The organism is Actinacidiphila alni, assembly GCF_900112845.1.
GTDB lineage: Bacteria > Actinomycetota > Actinomycetes > Streptomycetales > Streptomycetaceae > Actinacidiphila > Actinacidiphila alni.
Map to the genome: position 1 here is coordinate 346,126 of NZ_FONG01000001.1, position 20,400 is coordinate 366,525.

Below are 20,400 nucleotides of genomic sequence, written 5' to 3' on the forward strand. Positions count from 1 at the left end.
GGCCCGTCGCACCCCGCCCCTTCAGACGCCCAGAAAAGCGTTGATCCGGGCGCGCAGGCCCACCGCGTCGAGGCCGTGGGCGGCGACGTGTTCCTGCCAGGTGCCGTAGCGGCGGAGTTCGGCGCGGCGGGTGCCGAGGGCGAGGACCCGGTGCGGGACGTCGGCCAGGGCCTCGGCGGCGTGGGCCGAGGAGGTGCCGGTCAGGTACGGCTCGACGATCACCAGGTCGGTGGTCCCGGCCCGCGCGGTCGCCGCCCGGAGCGAGGCCGCGTCGAAGGGCCGGACGCTCGCCGCGTACAGCACCGTCACATCGCGCCCGCTCGTCGCCGCGAGCACGGCGTCGAGCATCGGTCCCACGGCCAGTACGACCCCGGCCCGCCCCTCGCGCAGCACGCGGAAGCGGCCCGGCACCACCGGCTGCGGCGCGGAGTTGGCGTGCTCGCTGAGCCGCAGGTAGACCCGGCTGTCGCCGTCGGCGGCAGCGTGCCGCAGCAGCGTCTCCGCCTCGTCGGGGTGCCCGGGCACATGCACCGTCCAGCCGTCGAGCGTGTCGAGCAGCGCCACATCGCCCGGCGCCTGGTGCGTCCGGCCGCCGGCGGCGACGTCGTACGAGGCGCCCGCGCTGACCAGCACCGCGCCCACGCCCTGGTGGCCGAGGTCCAGCTTGACCTGCTCGAACGGCCGCTCGACCAGGAAGCTCGCGAAGGTGTGCGCGATCGGCCGCAGCCCGGTGAGCGCCAGCCCGCCCGCCGCGCCGACCAGCAGCTGTTCCCTGATCCCCACGTCGATCACCCGGTCCGGGTGGGCGCGTGCGGCGGGCGTGAAGCGTTCCGCCGAGATCACGGCGAGCACCAGCGCCAGGCGCGGGTCGGAGTCGAGCAGTTCTGTGGTGACGGCGGCGAAACGCTCGCGCATCGTGTCCATGGGTTCCCCAGTCTTCGGGAGGGCGTACGGCAGTCTTCGGAGGGCGTACGGCGGTCGGTGCGGCCTGCGGCGTTCCCGCAGAAGGCGGCGGCTCAGGACTCCCGCGGCTCGACACGGGCGACCACGGCGTGCGGCCGTCCCGGGTGCGGCGCGGTGAACGCCTCGTACAGCGCGCTGTGGTCGCGGCCGTCCACGGTCACCGCCGACCACCCCTCGGCGGCGAAGCGCGAGGCCAGCCCGCCGCGCCAGCCGTACGTGGCCGAGGCGTTGTCGACGGCCACCACATGGAGGTGTTCCAGGCCGACGGCCCCCGCGTACTGCACGGCCTCGTGATTGCTGCCCTCGTCCATCTCCGCGTCGCCGACCAGCACCCACACATCGGTGTCGGTCAGCCCCTGCGCCCGCAGCCCCAGCGCGCTGCCCACCCCCAGGCCGAGCCCGTGCCCGAGCGACCCGGAACCGATCTCCACCCCGGGTACGAGGGTGCGGTCCGGATGGTGGCCGAGCGGTGAGTCGTAGCCGCCGAAGCCGGGCAGCCACGCGTCGGGGACGAAGCCCTTCGCGGCGAGGACGGCGTAGTACGCCATCGGCCCGTGGCCCTTGGACAGGAGGAAACGGTCCCGGGCGGGGTCGTCCACGCGGTCGGGGGCGACCCGCAGCACCCGGTCGTACAGCACCCACAGCACATCGAGGGTGGAGGTCGAGGCGGGGCCGTGCTTCTCGTCGCCGGTCATCCGCGACATCAATTGCCGCAGGTCGGCGTAGCCGTACGGGCCGGGTGCGGAGCCGGGCGCGTACGAGGCGCCGGCCGCCGTGTCAGTGGTCGTCATGGGACGAGCGTGCAACTTCAAGCCGACTTGAGGTCAAGCGTATGCTCGGGCCGTGTGACGCTCTCCACCCGTGATCTGCTGCCCATCGGCGAACTGGCGGCCCGCAGCGGCATCGCCGCCTCCGCGCTGCGCTACTACGAGGACCTCGGACTGATCCACGCCGAGCGCACCTCCGGCGGTCAGCGCCGCTACCGCCGCTCCACCCTGCGCAGGCTCGCCTTCATCCGCGCCGCCCAGCGCATCGGTCTGTCCCTGGACGAGGTCGGCGAGTCCCTCGGCCGGCTGCCCGTCGACCATGTGCCGAACGCCGCCGAGTGGAAGGGTGTGGCCACCTCCTGGCAGCGCCGTATCGACCAGCAGATCGAGGAGCTGGAGCGGCTCAAGGCCAAACTCACCGGCTGCGTCGGCTGCGGCTGTCTGTCGCTGACCCGCTGCGGCCTGTACAACCTCGACGACGCGGCGGGCGCGGCCGGCCCGGGCGCCCGCTATCTGCTGGGCGACAGGGCCCCCGCGCCGCCTCGCAGCCAGGACCCGCCACCGCGACCACCCACGTACTAGATCCCCTCCACCTTGAACGGGTCGTGCTCGGCGAGCAGCTTGTCCAGCCGCGCCTGGTCCACCCGGCTCACCACCTGCCCGACCTCCTGCCGGTCGCGCACCACCTTCGCCAGCGTGAAGGCGGCCGTCACCACATAAAGCAGCCCCACCCCCAGGAACGCCCGCTCCCATCCCCCCACCGGCAGGTAGGCCACCCCGACCACCATGGCGCCCAGCGCCACCGCGAACGAGATGGCCGCCTGCGCCGCGTAAGCCGCTGTCGTCTGCTGCTGAATCGGTTTCGTCATGCTCCGACGATCCCGCCGCCGTGCCCGGCCCGCATGAGTACCGCTACTCACCCGGGCCGGACACGGCGCTCATAACCTCTCCGTACGCCGGACTTCCGACCGGCAGCCGAATGCGGCTGACACGCGGCCCGTCGGCGGCCGGCCGGCGGATCATTGCGGAGTGAGGGTGAAGGACTGGGCGGGGCCGCCGGTGCAGGTCCACTGCTGGAGGCGGGCGCCGTCGGCGGTGGAGACGTCCGTGACGTCCAGGCACTGGGCCGGGTTGCTGCGCGGGCTCAGCGTGTAGGTGCCATTGGCGCCGGGGACCGGCTTCCACTGCTGATTGCTGCCGCCGCCGTACGCCCACAGCTGGATCTTCGCGCCGCTGCCCGCGCCCGTTCCGCCGGTGACGTCCCAGGCCGCGGTGGCCGAATTCCTGCCGACCACCGTGTAGTAGCCGCTGTCGGTGGGCTGGAACCGCCACTGCTGATTGGCGCTGCCTGCCACGCAGCTCCACTGCTGCACCGCGGCGCCGTTGGCGGTCGAACCGGCCGCGTCGTCCACGCACTTGCCGCTGTTGGTGTTCTTGACCGTGTACCAGGCGGCCGGGTCGACGGGCCCGGTGGGCGTGCCGCCGGAGTCCGCGCCCGGCCAGATGTAGGTGCCGACGGTCTTGGCGGGCAGCGTGGCGCCGATCTGCCGCGCGCCGACCCGCAGCGTGAACGGCTGATCGGCACCGGTCTGGTTGACGACGACGGTCACCAAACTCCCGTCCGGGTTGCGGAAGGCGACATTGGTGACACTGCCGCTGGTGCCGTTGTTGGTCTGCACCCGGGTGGCGCCGCGCGCGACGAACTTCGAGAACTGGCCGATGATGTAGTACTCGGGCAGCGCCCAGTAGGTGTCCGGACTGTTCGGCGACTGGACGAACATGGTCGGGTCGGGCGCGCCGGACCACTGCTCGGGGCTGCGGTTCTGGTCGAGCATGGTGACCCAGTCCTCGTACATGATCGACTGGTTGCGGAAGTACTGGACGATCCGGTCGGCGCCCGAGGTGCCCCACACGGCGCGTTCGGTCATCGCCACGTCCTTGGTCGGATAGGCGGACTTGATCTGCGACATGGCCGTCGGGTCGCCGCCGTAGTCGTGGAAGGCGACGCCGTCGACCGAGGTGAACGCGCTGCTGGGCGAGCCCGGGTTGCCGAGGACACCGGCGGCGTATGCCGGGCCGTCACCGAAATTGTGGTCGAAGGCCCAGATCTTGGTGGCCGAGGCGCCGTTGGCGTTCAGCTCGCCGCGCAGCGCGGTGGCGATCCGCCGTTCCTGGTCGGCGGTGAGCTTCATGCCCGGGTAGTCCGGCGGCGAGAAGAGCGGCTCGTTCTGCATCGTCACGGCGTACAGCGGCAGGCCCTGGCCCGCGTAGGCGGTGACGGCCTTGCGCAAGTACGTCGCCAGGACAGGGATGTTGGAGTCCGGGAGCGTACCGCCGATCAGACTGTTGTTGGCCTTCATCCAGGCCGGCGGGCTCCACACGCTGCCGAACAGCAGCAGATCAGGGTTGATCGCCTTCGCCTCCTTGAGGACGGAGACGATGTGGTAGTCGATGTCCTTCTGGATGGAGAAGCGGGACAGCGTCGGGTCCGCTGCGCCGTCGTCGTAGGTGTAGAACTGCCGCGAGGTGAAGTCGCTGGTGCCCAGGGGGATGCGGGCGATGTTGAAGCCCGCGCCGGTCACCGGGTCGACCAGCTTGTGGAGCGCGGCGGTCCGCGCGGCCGGGCTCATCCGGGACAGGTTGTAGATCGTCGATTCCTCCAGCGAGGAGCCGACGCCCAGGACGGACTGGTAGCGGGTGGCGGTGTCGGCGGTGATGGTCGCCGAGCCGGCGGCCGCGACGGGGGTGATGTCGGCCTGCCGTGACAACTGGTAGCGGGTGGCGGCGAGTCCGGTCGCCGGGTCGCTGAACCAGTTGGCGCTCGCCGGGCCGAATCCGGCGGCCGTCGACTCCGAGCTGAGGTAGACCTGTACGGGCGCGTCGGCCGCCCCCGCCGTCGGCGCGTTCACGGTGGTCAGGGCGATGGGCGCGAGCAGCGCGCCGAGCGCCGTCGCGGCCAGCGCGAGGGTCGTGCGCCGGCCGCGCGCACGCCGGCCGCGCGGACCTCCCGGATGTCTTGGATGTCCCAGAGGTCGCAGAGGCATGGCATCTCCTGATCGCGGTGGGGGAGCGCCGATACGGCGGCGCGGACACGACTGCGGCGAATGCGTCAGTGGGCATGACGCGTTTGCTTCACGCCTTTTTACAAGTCGTGAAGTTAAGGGTGTGCCGGAGTGGCGTCAACCCCCGCGTCAGGACGAGCCGTTGGACCGTACGAGCGGCGCGGCTTCGCGTACGGGCGCGGTGGAGTCGCGAACGACCAGGGGAGTGGCGAGTTCCACGTGCAAGGTGTCGATCGCGTGCCCGTCCAGCAGCCGCATGAGCAGCGAGACCGCCATCCGCCCCATCTCCTCCAGGGGTTGGCGGGCGGTGGTGAGCATCGGCAGGATGCTGCGGCCCAGTTCGCTGTCGTCGAACCCGGTGATCGACAGATCCTCCGGAACCCGCAGCCCCCGCTCGCGGGCCGCCCGCAGCGCGCCGGCCGCGGTCTTGTCGTTGAAGGCCACGATCGCGGTCAGCGCCGGATCGCCGGCGAGCAGCGACAGCGCCGCGCGGTAGCCCCGCTCGGTGCTGGGCTCCTCGACGTAGCGCACGAGCGCCGGGTCGACGAGCACCCCGGCCTCCGATAGCGCCGCCGCGTGCCCCGCCATCCGGCTGCCGGTCACCTGCCAGTCCCGCGGGCCGCCGACGAAGCCGATCCGGCGGTGCCCGAGCGAGGTGAGGTGGCCGGTCAGCCGCCGCGCCCCGGCCGTGTGCGCGGCCGACACCGACGCCACGTCCTCCGGCAGTTCGGTGCGCGGATCGACCACCACCAGCGGATACCGCTGCGCGTGCAGCGCCCGCAGATCCTGGGCGGAACTGGGCGGGAGCACCAGGACGGCGCCGGCCACCGTGGCGCGGCGGGGGAGGTCGAGCAGTGAGGGGGCCCGCGTCTGCGCACTGCTGCCGGCCTGCACCACGGCCTCCCGGCCGTGCAGGGCGAGCGTCTCCAGCACCGAGGTCACGATCGGCCCGAAGTAGTCCGTGAGCTGGTACGGGCAGTAGACGAGGACCGGACGCGCCGCCGGATCGGCAGGACCCGACGGTTCGGGCACCGCGCCGCCCAGCCGGCGGGCCGCCCGGCGCACCATCTCCTGCGTCGCGGGCGCCACCGCGTCACGGCCGTTGATCACCCGCGAGACCGTCGCGACCGAGACGCCCGCCTCGTCGGCGATGGCCCGCACCGTGACCTTCGCGCCAGGACGCCTACCCACCCGGTACAGAGCTCCGCCTCATGGCGCGGAAGTCTACCCAAATGCCGTGCCCACCAGGGATGTTCACCCTCGGTGTCCCTGTGGGGCACGGCCGGCCGCCACCGTTCAACTCCTGTACGGGCGGGCGCCGGGAATGCCAGAACTTTGCCTGGGCGCGGCCGACTTGTGAATGCACAGGTCAGAGCGAGCCGCGTCATTCCGGTGCGTCCCGATGTAACGGATCGTTGGTTAGGTTTCCTGCCTAAAAGCTTGACGCGGTTGTCCGTACACGCGCAAACTCCCGTTCTGCCTGGCCGAGTTCCTCCCCACATCTCCGGCCCCATGGAGTCAGCATGCGCGTCAAACGCGGCATCATCGCCGCTGCAACGACAGCTCTCGCCGCGACCGGCGCCCTCGTCGGCGCCGGCGGTGAGGCCCACGCCGCCGGTCCGGCGCTGCCGGCCCACTTCGCGGCTCCGTATCTGCAGGTCGACGGCAACAGCATCAACGACATGGCCGCGGACATGAACGCCACCGGCCTGAAGTACTACACGCTGGCCTTCCTCATCCCGCGGTCCGGCTGTACCCCGTACTGGGAGGGCAGCGGTGACTCGGTGGGCGCCTACACCTCGCAGATCAACGCCCTCAAGGCGGCCGGCGGCACCGTGATCATCTCCTTCGGCGGCGCCGAGGGCGGCGAACTCGCCCAGACCTGCACCTCCGTGTCCTCCCTGACCGCGGCCTACGCCAACATCGTCAACACCTACGGCATCAACCGCCTGGACTTCGACATCGAAGGCGGCACCCTCGGCGACACCGCCGCCAACCAGCGGCGCAACCAGGCGCTGGCCGCCCTCCAGGCGCAGAACCCATCCGTGCAGGTCGCCTACACCCTCGCCGTGGACCCGGGCGGGCTGCCCGGCCAGGAGTACAACGTCCTCAGCGACGCCAAGAACAAGGGCGTCAACGTCAGCGCCGTCAATCTGATGACGATGGACTTCGGCGACGGCGAGAACGCCCTCAACGACGCCGAATCCGCCGCTCGCGGCACCGCCAACCAGCTCGCCGGCCTGTACGGCATCTCCACCTCGGCGGCGTACGGCCGCATGGGCCTGACCCCGATCGCGGGACAGAACGACGACAACGAGTACTTCTCGCAGTCCGACGCCCAGACCCTGGAGAGCTTCGCCGCCGCCAACGGCATCCAGGAACTGTCCTTCTGGGAGGTCGACTACTACGACAAGGGCACCGGCTACGCCTACTCCCGCATCTTCAACAAGCTCACCGGTGGCAGCACCGGCGGTGGCGGCACCGGCTCAGGCAAGACCGGCCAGATCACCGGCTACGGCAACAAGTGCGTCGACATCGCCGGGGCCAACAGCGCCAACGGCACCGCGGTGCAGCTCTACGACTGCAACGGAACCGGCGCCCAGCAGTGGACCGTCGGCACCGACGGTACGGTCAAGGCGCTCGGCAAGTGCCTGGACGTGGCGTCCGCGGGCACGGCCGACGGCAGCAAGGTGCAGCTCTACGACTGCAACGGCAGCGGCGCCCAGGCGTGGCAGCACCAGTCCAACGGCGAACTGGTCAACACCGGTTCCGGCAAGTGCCTCGACGCGACGGGCCCCAGCTCCGCCAACGGGACCCGGCTGCAGATCTGGACCTGCTACGACAGCGCCAACCAGCAGTGGAACATCCCCAGTTGAACCACCCGGGGCCCGGCGCCCCACCCCCTGTCGGCCGGGCGGCGACCGCCCGGCCGACGGCCGCCGGATTCTTCTGTCATGTCCCCCACCTGCCCCGGCCCCCGATATGCGTCGGCGGAACATAACCCGTGATCATCGGCGGCGCGAGTAACGGTCTGCCGCGTTACCCGGCCGCGGCCTCCTCCGCCAGTGCGGCCAGCCGCTCGAACGTCCCGTTGAGCACCGCCCGGCGCTCCGCCTTGTACGCGGGTTTCGGCCCCAGCCCGTCGATCGACCGCTCCCACACGGCCATGAACGTTTCCTGCCAGCCCCGGATCACCCCGGCCGCCGGCAGCGTCACGCCCACCCACCCCCGCTCGCCCAGCATGACGAGCAGCTCCAGATTGCAGGGCACGGCCACCCCCCAGTACTCATCCGGCTCAAGCTCCACCGGATCCCCGCCCATCGCCCCCGTCACCTCGCCCACCAGCCGGTCGACCCACTCCGCCAGATGATCCGCGGCAGTATCACTGTCAAAATTCCCGGCCCCCCACGTCCCCACGGCCCCGCCTCCCACACACCCGATCGCTTCTCCGTGCGATCACCCTATGCGCGCGCCCGGCGGAGCCGTCCGCGCGCCGCGGTCTCGTCGTCCCGGCCGGGCGCGGCGTCACATCATGGCGAGGAACATCAGCGCCATGCCGAGAGCCATCGCCCCGTGGCACGCCGCGTCGGCGGACGCCGCGATCGGCGCGTCGGCGCGTGTCCGTGGCGTGCCGAGGGAACGGGCGAGCCACCACAGGCCCATGACGGCGAAGAGGACGATCAGGGCGGCGGAGATCTGGCGGGCGGCGCCGTCGAGGTGCATGGCCATGCCCGGCATCCTCGGCATCCCCTGCATGGCGTGCGTCGGGCCGGGGCCGCCGGAGGCCGTGGGGTGCGAGGGCATGTCCATGGTGGGCATGACCGCCGCCATCCACGCCATGCCGGCCATCATCACGGCGTGCGGTACGGCGTGGGCCGGTGGATGCGGCGGGGCGCCCGTATGCCGCGAGCGCACCGGCCCGAGGGCGAGCGGGACGAGGAACCACACGGCGGCCAGGCCGAAGAACACCGCCTGCGGCGCCGCCGGGACGTGTGCTCCCCAGGGCCACACCATGACCGTCATGGCCAACGCCATGCAGGCGTGCAGGAGATGGGTCGGCCGGTCCGCGGCCCGGCCGCTTCCCGGCGGCCCGGGGCGCCGCGCCCGGGCCGCACCGAAGGCGGTCAGGATGCCGAAGAGGACGGTGAGTATCCAGCGCAGCCCGTGCGAGGCGATCACGCGGCGGCCCCCGCCGGGGTGCTGCGTGCTCGTCGAACGCGTCGCGCCGCCCGTTGCGCTGTGCCGCCGCTGCCCATGCTGTGCTCCCGCCGCTCGGTCCCGTTGACCTATACGTCGGGCGCGGAGGCGTGCGAGTTCCTGCGGCGGCCGGTCAAAGGCCGCGCCTCAGGCGGCCGTTGGTGTCCGCGTCATGCTCCGGCGGACCTCCCGCAGCGCCCCTGACCAGGCGATGACCTGATCGAGCATGCCCGCCACTGCGGTGTCGAGGCCCTCCTGGGGACGCGCACCGCGACGCGACCGGGACGGGCCGACCGTAGAAGGGGACGGCTGCCGGGTCGGGCCGCGCGACCGACGCTAGAGGACCGCCCGCTCGGCCGGGAAGTGGCAGGCGGCCGTGTGGTCGCCGCCTTGCGGGGCGAGCGCCGGCGCCTGTGTGGTGCAGCGTTCTTTCCGGCCGGGATCGAGAGCCGCGAAGACCTGGCAGCGGGAGCGGAAGGGGCAGCCGGACGGGCGGCTCGTGGGGCTCGGCGGGTCGCCGGGCAGCAGGATCCGGGTGCGGGCCCGTTCGCGTACCGGGTCCGGCAGCGGCACCGCGGACAGCAGCGCCTGGGTGTACGGGTGCAGCGGCCGCGCGAACACCTCGGCGACGGCGCCTGTCTCGACGGTACGGCCCAGGTACATCACGCCGACCCGGTCCGCGACGTGCCGGACCACGGACAGGTCGTGCGACACGAACAGGTAGGCCAGGCCCAGTTCGGCCCGCAGCCGCAGCAGCAGATTGAGGATGCCGGCCTGGACCGAGACGTCGAGGGCCGAGACCGGCTCGTCCAGGATCAGCAGTCGGGGGTCGACGGCGAGGGCGCGCGCGATGCCGATCCGCTGCCGCTGGCCGCCGGAGAACTCGTGCGGGAAGCGGTCCGCGTGGGCCGGCTCCAGGCCCACCCGGCGGAGCAGTTCCGGCACCCGGCGGGCGACCAGGGCGCGGTCCGCGTGCTGCGCGCGCAGCGGTTCCGCGACGATGTCGCCGACGGGCAGCCGCGGGTCGAGGCTGGCCATCGGGTCCTGGAAGACGATCTGCACGCCCGCGCGCAACGCCCGCGCGTCCCGCCGGGTGAGCCCTTCCACGCTCCGGCCGAGCACCTCGACGCTGCCGCGCTCGGGCGGTCGCAGCTCCAGGATCTCGAACAGTGTCGTGGACTTGCCCGAGCCCGATTCCCCGACCAGGCCCAGCACCTCACCGGCCCGGATGTCCAGGTCGACGCCGTCCACGGCGTGCACGGAACCGACCCGGCGTTTGACGATCGCCCCTTTGAGCAGCGGGAACGTCCTGGCCAGGTCCGTCACCCGCAGGACGTCGTCCGCGACCGGCCGTCCGCCGCCCGGTCCTGCCTTCCGCAGGGCGCCGTCCGTGCCGGGGACGGGGAAGACGTCGAGCGGCCGGAGCGCACCGACCTCCTCCGCCCGTACGCAGGCCGCCAGATGCGCCGGGTCCGCGGCGCCGGCCGGGTGCGTCGCCTTCCCGGCGCGCCCCGCGGCCGTCAACAGCGGTTCCGTCTCCCGGCACCGGTCCTCGGCCAGCGGGCAGCGCGGCGCGAAGGCGCAGCCGGGCGGCAGCGCCCCGGGCGCGGGCGGGGCGCCGGGAATCGGCACCAAGGGCTCGAGCCGTCCTTCCGCATCCGCGTCCAGGCGCGGCACGGCGCCGATCAGGCCGAGCGTGTACGGCATGCGGGGAGCGGCGAACAGCGCGTCGACCGGGGCGGTTTCGACGATCCGGCCCGCGTACATCACCGCGACCCGGTCCGCCATGCCCGCGATGACGCCGAGGTCGTGGCTGACCAGGAGCAGGGCCGCGCCGGTCTCGCGGCGCGCGGTACGCAGCACGTCGAGGATCTGCGCCTGCACGGTGACGTCGAGCGCGGTGGTGGGCTCGTCGGCGAGCAGCACGTCGGGGTTGTTGGCGACGGCCATGGCGATCATGGCACGCTGCCGCATGCCGCCGGAGAACTCGTGCGGGAAGGCCGCGGCCCGCAGCCGCGGCTCGGGTATGCCGACCAGGTCGAGGAGTTCGACGGCCCGCGCGGCGGCCTTCTCGCGGGACAGGTCCTGGTGGGTCCGTATCGCCTCGACGATCTGGTCGCCGATCCGGTACACGGGGGTGAAGGCCGACAGCGGGTCCTGGAAGACCATGGCGACGCGATTGCCGCGCACCCGGGACAGCGCCTTGTCGCCGGCGCCGACCAGTTCGGCGCCGTCCAGCCGTACGGATCCGCCGACGTGCGCGGCGGCCGGCAGCAGGCCCATCGCGGCCAGGGCCGTCACCGACTTGCCGGAGCCGGACTCGCCGACCAGGCCGAGGACTTCGCCGCGGCCCAGGTGGAGATCGACGCCGCGGACGGCGGGCACGCCGCCGAAGTCGACGGTGAGGCCGCTGATGTCGAGCACGGGATCGTTCATCGGGCCCGCCTCCGCCCCGGCCGGCGGCGCGCGGAGGTCGGGTCGATCGCGTCGCGCAGCCCGTCGCCGACCAGATTCACCGCGAGGACGAAGACGACCAGCAGCCCCGCGGCGAAGAAGAACATCCACGGATAGGTGATCGCGGCGCCGGTGCCGTCGGCGATCAGGGTGCCGAGCGACACGTCGGGCGGCTGCACCCCGAAGCCGAAGTACGACAACGCCGTCTCGCTCATCACCGCGCTGCCGACCGCGATGGTGGCGTCGATGATGAGGAAGGACGCGACATTGGGCACGATGTGCCGCGCGATGATCCGCAGCGGTCCCACGGCCATGTAGCGGGCGGCGCGCACGAATTCGCGCTCGCGCAGCGAGATCGCCATGGACCGCACCACCCGGGCGGTGATCATCCAGCCGAAGAGGGCGAGCAGCAGGGCGAACACCAGCCAGCCGCCGCCCTTGAGGCGCGGCGAGACGACGGAGATCACCAGAAAGCTCGGGAAGATCAGCAGCAGGTCGGTGACGAAGGTCAGCAGCCGGTCGGTCCAGCCGCCGAAGTAGCCCGCGCACGCGCCGACCGTCGCCGCCCCCGCGGTGGCCGCGACACCCACCAACAACCCGATGATCAGGGACTTCTGCAGACCGCGCACGGTCTGCGCGAAGACGTCCTGGCCGATCCTGTTGGTGCCCCACCAGTGCCGGGCGGACGGCCCGGAGCGCAGCGCGGTGTAGTCGATGTCGCTGTAGCTCCACCGGGTCAGATGCGGTCCGGCGAAGGCGAGGACGAACAGCAGCGCCACGACGGCGAGTCCGGCCACCGCGGTGGGGTGGGCGAGGAAGCGGCGCAGGGTGACCCTGGCCCGGCTCGGCGGGCGGGCCACCAGGCCGTCGTCGGAGGCGGCCTCGGCGAGCAGGGCTTCGGGGGCGGTTGCCATGGCGGTGTGGTGGGGTTCCTGTCAGGAGTGGCGGATACGCGGATCGAGCGCGGCGTGCAGCACGTCTGCGACCAGGCCGGAGAACAGCACGACGACGGCCGCGAAGGAGCTGACGGCGACGACGGAGTTGACGTCGTCCTTGCCGATCGAGCCGACCAGCCATTCCCCCATGCCGTGCCAGCCGAAGATCGCCTCGGTGAAGATGGCGCCGGTGAAGACGGCGAGGAAGTTGTAGGAGAAGAAGGTCGACATCGGGATGAGCGCGGTGCGCAGCCCGTGCTTGAGCAGGGCCTTGCGGCGGGTGAGGCCCTTGGCCTGCGCCGTGCGCAGATAGTCCGAGCCGAGCACGTCGAGCATCGTGCTGCGCTGGTACCGGCTGTAGGTGGCGATGGTGATCAGGCCGATGGACAGCGACGGCAGCAGCAGGTGCACCGCCCGGTCCTTGGCGTGGGCCCACCAGCCGCCCCGCAGGCCCGGCGTCGTCTCCCCGGTGAAGCGGATGAGGTCCGTGCCCAGCGCCTGGTTGAGCCGGATCGCGCCGATCTTGAGCAGGACCGCGAGCAGGAACACCGGTGTGGACAGCAGCAGGAAGGAGCCGACGGTGACCAGCCGGTCCGAGAGCCGGTACTGCCGTACCGCCGTCCACGCGCCGGCGAGGATGCCCAGCACCGTCCCTGCCAGGGTGCCGACCAGCAGCAGCCGCAGGCTCACCCCGACGCGACGGCCGAACTCGTCGTTGACGGAGGTGTCGTCGATGGTCCGGCCGAGGTCGCCGCGCACCGCGTGCGCCGCCCAGTGGCCGAACCGGTCGTAGAGCGGGGTGCGGTCGTCGATGCCGAGGGCGGTGAGCTGGGCGTCGACGGCCGCGGGCCGCGGCGGCGGCTGGCGGGCCTCGAAGTACGCCCGCGGCTGGAGCGCGGTGGCGGCCAATGTGTACGAGAGGCATACCGCCACCAGCAGCAGCGCCACGTAGTAACCCGCCCTTCTGGCCACATACGCCGCCACGTCCGGGTCCTCTCCTCGGGGTCTTCGACGATCTTCGTGGCCACGTGTTGCAGCAACATGAAGAGAACATGCCAGCATTACTACAGGGGCGGATGTGGCCTGCGATGCGGGCTAACCTCGGCGCGCAGCACCGATCCCCGTGGGGCACGCGGTGCTGCTGTGCTGTGCTCGACGAGGGAGGGACCCCATGCCCAGGAAATACGCCGGACCCGTCACCGCCGCCGCCGTGACCCTGTCGGCCACGCTGGTGATGGCGGGGTGCAGTGGTTCCTCCGACGACTCGGACACACCGAAGGGCGGCCACGCGTCGAAGGGTTCTGCGGCGCCCGCGGTCGGCTCGCAGCAGATCAACCCGCAGCCCGCGAGCAGGGTCAAGCAGGGCGGGACCTTCAAGACCGGGATCCAGCAGTGGATCACGCAGTGGAACTTCTACCAGGTGGACGGCACCCAGGGGGACGGCCAGAGCATCGTCTCCCAGGTGGAGCCGAGCCTGTTCACCTACGACGCCCAGGGCGTCTCGCAGCTCGACAAGGACTTCCTCGTCTCGGCCGAGGTGACCTCCACCAGCCCCCAGGTGGTGACGTACACCCTCAACCCGAAGGCCAAGTGGTCCGACGGCAAGCAGCTGAGCTGGCAGGACTTCGCCACGCAGTGGAAGGCGCTCAACGGCAAGGACGACCGCTACCGGGTCGCCGACACCAGCGGCTACGACCGGATCTCGGCGGTCACCCGCGGCACGGACGACCAGCAGGTGAAAGTCACCTTCGGCACGCCGTACGCCGACTGGAAGCGGCTCTTCCGGCCGCTGCTGCCCGCGCCGGCGATCGCGACACCCGACCTGTTCAACAAGGGCTGGCTGGAGAAGATCCCGATCACCGGCAACTCCTGGAAGGTCGGCTCGTACGACAAGACCGCGCAGACCATCACCACGGTGCCCGACCCCGCCTGGTGGGGCGTCAAGCCGAAGCTGGACTCGATCATCTACCGGGCGCTGGACGCCTCGGCGTACACCGACGCGTATCTCAACAAGGAGATCGACTACGCCCCGGCGATCCAGCCGGAGGACTACAAGCGGCTGGTGAAGGACCCCGGCACCGACATCAGGAGCGGCGCCCGCTGGGACGAGGTGCACATCACCTTCAACGGTGCCCGCGGCCCCCTCAAGGACCTGGCCGTGCGGCAGGCCGTGGACCTCGCGATCGACCGCAAGGGCATCCTCGCGTCCTTCTCCAAGGACCTGCCCTTCCCGGTCCAGCCGCTCGGCAACCACTTCTTCATGCCCAACCAGGAGGGCTACCGCGACAACAGCGGGAAGTGGGGCCGCTACGACCTGGCCGGCGCCAAGAAGCTGCTGGACGCGGCCGGCTGGAAGGACAACGGGGCGGGCAAGCCGCGCACCAAGGACGGCAAGCAGCTCGTGCTCCAGTACGTGATCAGCGCCGGTTCCAGCTCCTCGGCCACCGACCAGGCGCAGCTGGTGCAGGCCCAACTCGCGGCGGCGGGCGTCACGGTGAAGATCCAGACGGTGCCGACCGACGACTACTTCACGAAGTACGTGAACACCGGCGCCTTCGACCTGGTCAGCTTCCGCAATGTCGACGCGGTCTTCCACACCCTGCTGTACTCGACCTTCCAGACGCCCAGCGCCACCCAGGTCTACGGCAACTTCGGGCGGGTCGCGACCCCGGAGATCCAGCAGCTGCTCGACAAGGCCGCGGCGACCACGGACCAGAGCGCGTCCGACGCCCTCTACAACCAGGCGGACGCGGAGATCTGGGAGCAGGTGCACTCGATCGAGCTGTACCAACGACCGCAGATCCTCGCGGTGCGCAAGGGCCTGGCCAACTTCGGCGCCTCGGGCCTGGCCGACACCGACTACAACACGATGGGCTGGACCACCGGCTGACCGTTTCGGAAACGTGGCATTTCGCCGCAAACCGGAAGGGGTGTGATATCTGGTCGGGGATGACGAAGAACGCCGTGCCAGAGGGACCGTCGCGGCCGGTGGCGCGGTGGCGGCGGGCGGGTCGGCTGCTGAATCCGGTCGCGGCCGGACGGCAGGTGTGTCGGCCGTCGCGGCCCGACCGGGTGCACGATCCGGTGGTGCGCCGGATCCAACTGCTGCGCATGGTGGTCGGCTTCGCCGCGATCGTGTGGATCCTGGTCGCGTACCGGCTCGCCTCGGACCCGGCGGCCGTCGCCTCGCGGCGCTTCGACCAGGTCGCGGACCTGGTCGCGCTGCTCGCGGTGACCTTCCCCGTCACGGTCGGCGCGTTCGTCGTGGCGAGCCGCCCGCACCTGCGGCGGCTGTATCTGCGGCGGTCGCTGAAGCCGCTCGGGGCGCTGCTGGCGCTGGGCGGCGCGGTCGCGTACGTCGCGCTCCTCGCCTCGGGCGCGCTCACCGAGGGGGAGTTCTGGTCGGTGCCGGATCGCGACCGGCCCGGCGCGGACGACGACCTGACGCTCGCGTACCACCTCGTCCTGTCCGCCGTGACGGTGTGGGTGGTCGTGTTCCTCTTCTACGGGACCGGCCTGGCGCTGGCGTACATGTTCAGGACCGCCGACGTCCACGAGATCCTCCCGCCCGTCATCGCGATCGCCCTGACGTGGGAGAACGCGGTGCAGGACCTGGTGACGAACCCGTACGCGGGCGCCCCGGCGGCGGTGCGGTTCGTGGCGACCTTCGGCGGCCCGCTGTCGATCACCGCGGTGAGCGTCTGGGAGACGCGCCGGCTCAGGACGCGGCACGGCCGCACACTGCGGCGGGCGCTCGGGCGCTGAGCGGATCCCGACCGGGCGCTCCGGTCAGGCGCGCGGACCGGTCGACCGGGCGGCGGGCGGGCGCCAGCCGTTGGCGAGCAGGTCGAAGACCTCGCCGACCGCCGCCGCGCGGTCCTCGCGTGCTTGCGCCAGGGCGGGGACCTCCAGGACGAACCGGGCCAGCGCCGTACAGGCGAGATCGCCGCGGGGGACGCCGCACTCGTCCGCGATCGCGGCGGCGAGGGTGTCGGTGTGCCGGGTCCACATCCGTTCCGCGTACGCCCGCAGGGCCGGGGTGGTGTCGACGAGCCGGGTGAACGCCTCGTGCTCGGGGTGTTCGGCGATCGGCAGCCAGGTCGCGAGGACATGGGCGCGCAGGGCGTCCAGGACGCCGAGGCCCGCGGGCCGGTGCCGTACGGCGGCGACGAGTTGTGCGTCGGTGCTCTCCTCCCGGTCGAAGACCAGGGCCTCCTTGCCGGGGAAGTGCTTGAAGACGGTGGCGGTCGAGACATCGGCGGTCTCGGCGATGTCCCTCATGCTCACGTGGTCGTAGCCGCGCTCCAGGAACAGCCGGAGGGCGGCGTCGGCGATGGCCTGCCGGGTGGCGGCCTTCTTGCGCTCGCGACGGCCGACCGCGGTCGCGGTGGTGTCCGACGGTTCACTCATGATCTGCGCCACCTCCATGACGTCCTCGCCTCGCCCCGGCTCCGCTCCGGGCTTGCCCTCTCAAAGGTAGCATCCGTAAAAAAGTTGTGTCACTTCACTTTTCTTCGTACTCTACTTTCAGAGCCGGTGGCCCGACCGGGGCCGCCACGAACGAAGGACACCTCATGACGTCTCCCACTCCCGCGTCCGCGCGGATCACCGTCGTCGGGGCCGGCCCCGGCGGGCTGACCTGCGCCCGCATCCTCCAGCGGCACGGCCTGACGGTCACCGTCCTGGACCGCGACGCCGGCCCGGACGCCCGTGACCAGGGCGGCACCCTCGACCTGCACGCCGACAACGGCCAGATCGCGCTGCGCGAGGCCGGTCTGCTCGACGAGTTCTTCCGGCTCGCCCGGCCCGAAGGACAGGAAATGCGGCAGCTGGACCCGGCGGGCACGATCACCGCGCACCAGATGCCCGGCCCCGACGACCTGTTCAAGCCGGAGATCGACCGCGGCGTGCTGCGCGACCTGCTGCTCGGCTCCCTGCGGCCCGGCACGGTCCGCTGGGGGAAGGGCGTGGAGCGGGTCGGCGGGCCCGAGGCGGGGCCGCGCGTACTGCACCTCACCGACGGCACGACGATCGAGTCCGACCTCGTGATCGGCGCCGACGGCGCCTTCTCCCGGGTGCGGCCCGCGCTCTCGCCCGCTGTTCCCGCGTACAGCGGCGTCAGCTTCCTGGAGGCGTGGTTCACCGACGTCGAGGCCCGGCACCCCGAGATCGCGGCCCTGGTCGGCCAGGGCGGCGCGCACGCCGCCGACGGCGAGCGCGCCATGTTCGCCCAGCGCAACGGCGGCGACCACATCCGCGTCTATCTGATCCAGCGCGTCCCGGCCGACTGGATCGCCGCGAGCGGCCTGTCGCCGCAGGACACCGACGCCGTCCGCGCCCTGCTGCTCCAGCGGTACGCACACTGGTCGCCCGCCCTGCGGCGGATGATCACCGACAATGACGGGCCCTACGTCGACCGCCCGATCTTCGCCCTGCCCGTCCCGCACGCCTGGGCGCACCACCCGGCCGTGACGCTCCTCGGCGACGCCGCCCACCTGATGCCGCCGCTCGGCGTCGGCGTCAATCTCGCCATGCTCGACGCGAGCGACCTCGCCCTCGCCCTCGCGAACGCGGCCACCGTGGACGACGCCGTCCGCGCCTACGAGAAGACGATGCTGCCGCGCTCGGCCGAGCACGCCCGCGTCCTGGACGGCGCCGCGGAAGACCTGCTCTCCGCCGAGGTCCCCGACTTCGGCGACGACGCCCCAGCGCCGGGGCGGTGAGCGGGTCGCCGGGGCGGCACCGGCGGGCCGAAGTCCCGTGGTGGCCTCGGGGGTACGCCGATCGGCGGCGCAGCGCGACACGGGAACACGTACCGTCGATGACGCTGCGGGTGGAGACCGCTGCGGATAGCATCGCTGTGGTCGTCGGCCTGTGCGCGACGGGCGCCGCCGCACCGTACGAGGGACACCGTACGAGAGACGTTGCGACCTGCCGAGGAGGCGGAGCATGCCCCATCAGCCCACCCGACGGACCGTTCTGCACAGCATGGCCGCGGGGGTGGGCGTCATCGCCTTCGACCCGACGGCCCGCTCCTGGATCGCGGGCCCGGGCCGCCCGCACTCCGCGGACACCGCACACACCGTGGGCAACAAGCTTGCCGGCGTGCCGAAGCTGGACGGCACGCTGCTGACCGACCCCGCCTCGCTCGCCGCCGACGCGGAGGACTTCGGCCACACCGTGCACCGTCGCCCGGCCGCCGTCCTGCGGCCCGGCTCGGTCGCCGACATCGTGGCGATGGTCCGGTTCTGCAACACCCACCACATCCAGGTCGCCGCCCGCGGCCAGGGCCACGGCACCAACGGCCAGGCGCAGGTGGCCGGCGGGCTGATCATCGAGACCGGGCCGCTGGACACGATCGGACCGGTACGAGCCCTGGCCGGCGGCACCGGAACGGTGACGGTCGGCGCCGGCGCCGTATGGAGCGCGGTCGTCCGGGCCACCCTCGCGCACGGCCTCACTCCGCCGGTCTTCACCGACTACCTGGAACTGTCGGTCGGCGGCACCCTGTCGGTCGGCGGACTCGGCGGCCAGTCGCACCGGCACGGCGCGCAGGTGGACAACGTCACCGCGCTCCAGGTCGTCACCGGCGCGGGGGAGCTGGTCAGCTGTTCCCCGACCCGCCGCCCCGACCTCTTCCGGGCGGTGCTCGCCGGACTCGGCCAGTGCGGCATCATCGTCTCCGCGACGCTGCGGCTGGTCACCGCCCCCACGTCCGTACGGCACTTCCTGCTGCCGTACACCGACCTGGCCACCTACCTCGACGACCAGCGGCGACTGGTGCGCGACGGGCGGTTCGCCTATGTGGAGGGCTCGATCGCCCCCGACGCGACGGGGGCGTTCACCGGCTACGTCATCGAGGCGACCGCCTATGGTCCGCCCGCGGGACCCGAACCGGACGACACCGCGCTGCTGCGCGGCCTGCGCTACGACCGGTCCGGCGCGGTCACCGCCGAGACCCTGGGCTATTTCGACTTCCTCAACCGGCTCGCCCCGGGCGTCGCGGCACTGGAAGCGGCCGGCGTCTGGGCCTGGGCGCACCCCTGGCTGAACCTGCTGCTGCCCGGCGACCGCGCCGCCGCGCTCGCCGCCACCCTGCTGGACCGGATGGCCGGACAGGACACCGGCCCCGGCGGCGTCGTCCTGCTCTACCCGCTCTCCGCCGCCCGACTGCACACCCCCTTGCTGCGGACGCCGGACGACCCGGTGCCGTACCTCCTGGCCGTCCTGTGGACCCTGGACCCGGCCGACCCCGCCGCGGTCGCCGCTCGCGTCGCGGCCAACCACGCGATGTACGAGACGGTCCGCGCGGCCGGCGGCACCCAGTACCCGGTGGGCACCATCCCCATGAGCCCCGCGGACTGGCGCAGCCAATACGCCAGGTCCTGGCCGGAGTTCACCGCCGCCAAACACCGCTACGACCCCTGCGCCCTCCTGACCCCCGGCCAGCACATCTTCCCCACCCCGACCGGCACCCCGGCCTGAGAACGGCCACAAGAACGGTCGGAACACGGAACTCTTCGTCCGAAAGGCGGCCAGTGGGTTCCTGGCTGGGCTCCATGGCGTCAGCGTATCGGCGCGTTGGCCGGCGCGTCAGGGCTCGCCGTCGTCCTCCGGCTCCACCACGGTGGGCGGCAGCCAGTCCCGCAGATCATGTCCGCCTGTCGGGCCCGCTGCACCTCGGCGATGGTCGAGGGGCGCTCGCCGAAAGCACTTTTCCGGCAAGCACCACCGTCACGGTCTGCACTTCCTCGCCATGACCGACGACAAGAGACGCCTGATCCGGCTTCAAGGCCACCTGCTACCGCAAGCTCGCCGCAGGCAGAAGGCGGTGAACCGGGTTCTGGCTGCTGGCCGCTGGCCGCGTGCCGTCGAAGGCGGGTTCGCCCACCTGGAGAACTGACGGATCCTCACCAAGCTCCGCGCTGAGCCCGACCGCGCCACTCACTGGGACAAGATCGCCTGTCTCCTCCCCACCGGCAGAGGCCAGGTCCGCTGGACCATGCGCTGGAAGACCGTGCT

General features: G+C 72.1%; 18 protein-coding genes. 7 read left to right on the forward strand and 11 right to left on the reverse strand.

All coding sequences use genetic code 11. The features are described from left to right. Nucleotides 1-21: 21 nt before the first annotated feature. Nucleotides 22-924: a transketolase family protein gene (locus BM076_RS01505; RefSeq protein WP_093711447.1), complete on the reverse strand. Its 903-nt coding sequence runs from the start codon at nucleotides 922-924 to the stop codon at nucleotides 22-24. 92 nt (nucleotides 925-1,016) lie between these two features. Continuing rightward, entirely contained in the window at nucleotides 1,017-1,754 is a 738-nt protein-coding gene (locus tag BM076_RS01510; protein WP_093711448.1) for a thiamine pyrophosphate-dependent enzyme, read from the reverse strand. Nucleotides 1,755-1,808: 54 nt separating this feature from the next. Between BM076_RS01510 and soxR the strand changes: the two genes are divergently transcribed. After that, nucleotides 1,809-2,312, forward strand: a complete 504-nt coding sequence (gene soxR / locus BM076_RS01515) for a redox-sensitive transcriptional activator SoxR (protein WP_093711449.1) — start codon at nucleotides 1,809-1,811, stop codon at nucleotides 2,310-2,312. On the opposite strand, the gene BM076_RS01520 is transcribed toward soxR, so the two are convergent. The 3 genes from BM076_RS01520 to BM076_RS01530 all read right to left on the reverse strand — a co-directional run bounded on the left by BM076_RS01520 (nucleotide 2,309) and on the right by BM076_RS01530 (nucleotide 5,983). Continuing rightward, nucleotides 2,309-2,599, reverse strand: a complete 291-nt coding sequence (locus BM076_RS01520; RefSeq protein WP_093711450.1) for a YiaA/YiaB family inner membrane protein — start codon at nucleotides 2,597-2,599, stop codon at nucleotides 2,309-2,311. The genes soxR and BM076_RS01520 overlap by 4 nt on opposite strands. A 150-nt stretch (nucleotides 2,600-2,749) precedes the next feature. After that, nucleotides 2,750-4,774: an RICIN domain-containing protein gene (locus tag BM076_RS01525; protein ID WP_218160020.1), complete on the reverse strand. Its 2,025-nt coding sequence runs from the start codon at nucleotides 4,772-4,774 to the stop codon at nucleotides 2,750-2,752. 147 nt (nucleotides 4,775-4,921) lie between these two features. Then, nucleotides 4,922-5,983 (reverse strand): LacI family DNA-binding transcriptional regulator, encoded by a 1,062-nt coding sequence (locus tag BM076_RS01530; RefSeq protein ID WP_093711451.1) that lies wholly within the window; start codon nucleotides 5,981-5,983, stop codon nucleotides 4,922-4,924. A 332-nt stretch (nucleotides 5,984-6,315) separates the two neighbouring features. On the opposite strand from BM076_RS01530, the gene BM076_RS01535 reads away from it, so the two are divergent. Beyond that, nucleotides 6,316-7,668: a chitinase gene (locus BM076_RS01535; protein WP_093711452.1), complete on the forward strand. Its 1,353-nt coding sequence runs from the start codon at nucleotides 6,316-6,318 to the stop codon at nucleotides 7,666-7,668. Between the two features lie 163 nt (nucleotides 7,669-7,831). Here BM076_RS01535 and BM076_RS01540 read toward each other — a convergent pair whose 3' ends face one another. From BM076_RS01540 to BM076_RS01560, 5 genes are all read right to left on the reverse strand, one after another. Further along, entirely contained in the window at nucleotides 7,832-8,113 is a 282-nt protein-coding gene (locus tag BM076_RS01540) for a hypothetical protein (RefSeq protein WP_322934415.1), read from the reverse strand. A gap of 204 nt (nucleotides 8,114-8,317) precedes the next feature. Next, nucleotides 8,318-8,971 (reverse strand): DUF5134 domain-containing protein, encoded by a 654-nt coding sequence (locus BM076_RS01545; protein ID WP_093711454.1) that lies wholly within the window; start codon nucleotides 8,969-8,971, stop codon nucleotides 8,318-8,320. Nucleotides 8,972-9,325: 354 nt separating this feature from the next. Then, nucleotides 9,326-11,425, reverse strand: a complete 2,100-nt coding sequence (locus BM076_RS01550; RefSeq protein WP_093711455.1) for an ABC transporter ATP-binding protein — start codon at nucleotides 11,423-11,425, stop codon at nucleotides 9,326-9,328. Then, entirely contained in the window at nucleotides 11,422-12,357 is a 936-nt protein-coding gene (locus BM076_RS01555; RefSeq protein WP_093711456.1) for an ABC transporter permease, read from the reverse strand. Before BM076_RS01555 ends, BM076_RS01550 begins: the two co-directional genes overlap by 4 nt. 21 nt (nucleotides 12,358-12,378) lie before the next feature. Beyond that, nucleotides 12,379-13,362: an ABC transporter permease gene (locus BM076_RS01560; protein WP_093711457.1), complete on the reverse strand. Its 984-nt coding sequence runs from the start codon at nucleotides 13,360-13,362 to the stop codon at nucleotides 12,379-12,381. A 187-nt stretch (nucleotides 13,363-13,549) separates the two neighbouring features. Between BM076_RS01560 and BM076_RS01565 the strand changes: the two genes are divergently transcribed. Beyond that, nucleotides 13,550-15,268 (forward strand): ABC transporter family substrate-binding protein, encoded by a 1,719-nt coding sequence (locus BM076_RS01565; protein WP_093711458.1) that lies wholly within the window; start codon nucleotides 13,550-13,552, stop codon nucleotides 15,266-15,268. Between the two features lie 59 nt (nucleotides 15,269-15,327). After that, the gene (locus BM076_RS01570; protein ID WP_093711459.1) at nucleotides 15,328-16,143 is read left to right on the forward strand and encodes a hypothetical protein; all 816 of its coding nucleotides are present in this window, start codon (nucleotides 15,328-15,330) and stop codon (nucleotides 16,141-16,143) included. Nucleotides 16,144-16,167: 24 nt separating this feature from the next. On the opposite strand, the gene BM076_RS01575 is transcribed toward BM076_RS01570, so the two are convergent. Beyond that, nucleotides 16,168-16,788 (reverse strand): TetR/AcrR family transcriptional regulator, encoded by a 621-nt coding sequence (locus tag BM076_RS01575; RefSeq protein ID WP_093711727.1) that lies wholly within the window; start codon nucleotides 16,786-16,788, stop codon nucleotides 16,168-16,170. A gap of 164 nt (nucleotides 16,789-16,952) precedes the next feature. On the opposite strand from BM076_RS01575, the gene BM076_RS01580 reads away from it, so the two are divergent. The 3 genes from BM076_RS01580 (at nucleotide 16,953) to BM076_RS36355 (ending at nucleotide 20,281) form a co-directional block, all read left to right on the forward strand. Then, the gene (locus BM076_RS01580) at nucleotides 16,953-18,101 is read left to right on the forward strand and encodes an FAD-dependent oxidoreductase (protein ID WP_093711460.1); all 1,149 of its coding nucleotides are present in this window, start codon (nucleotides 16,953-16,955) and stop codon (nucleotides 18,099-18,101) included. 226 nt (nucleotides 18,102-18,327) lie between these two features. Continuing rightward, entirely contained in the window at nucleotides 18,328-19,863 is a 1,536-nt protein-coding gene (locus BM076_RS01585) for an FAD-binding protein (RefSeq protein WP_093711461.1), read from the forward strand. Between the two features lie 271 nt (nucleotides 19,864-20,134). Further along, the gene (locus tag BM076_RS36355) at nucleotides 20,135-20,281 is read left to right on the forward strand and encodes a hypothetical protein (RefSeq protein ID WP_177246273.1); all 147 of its coding nucleotides are present in this window, start codon (nucleotides 20,135-20,137) and stop codon (nucleotides 20,279-20,281) included. Nucleotides 20,282-20,400: the final 119 nt, after the last annotated feature.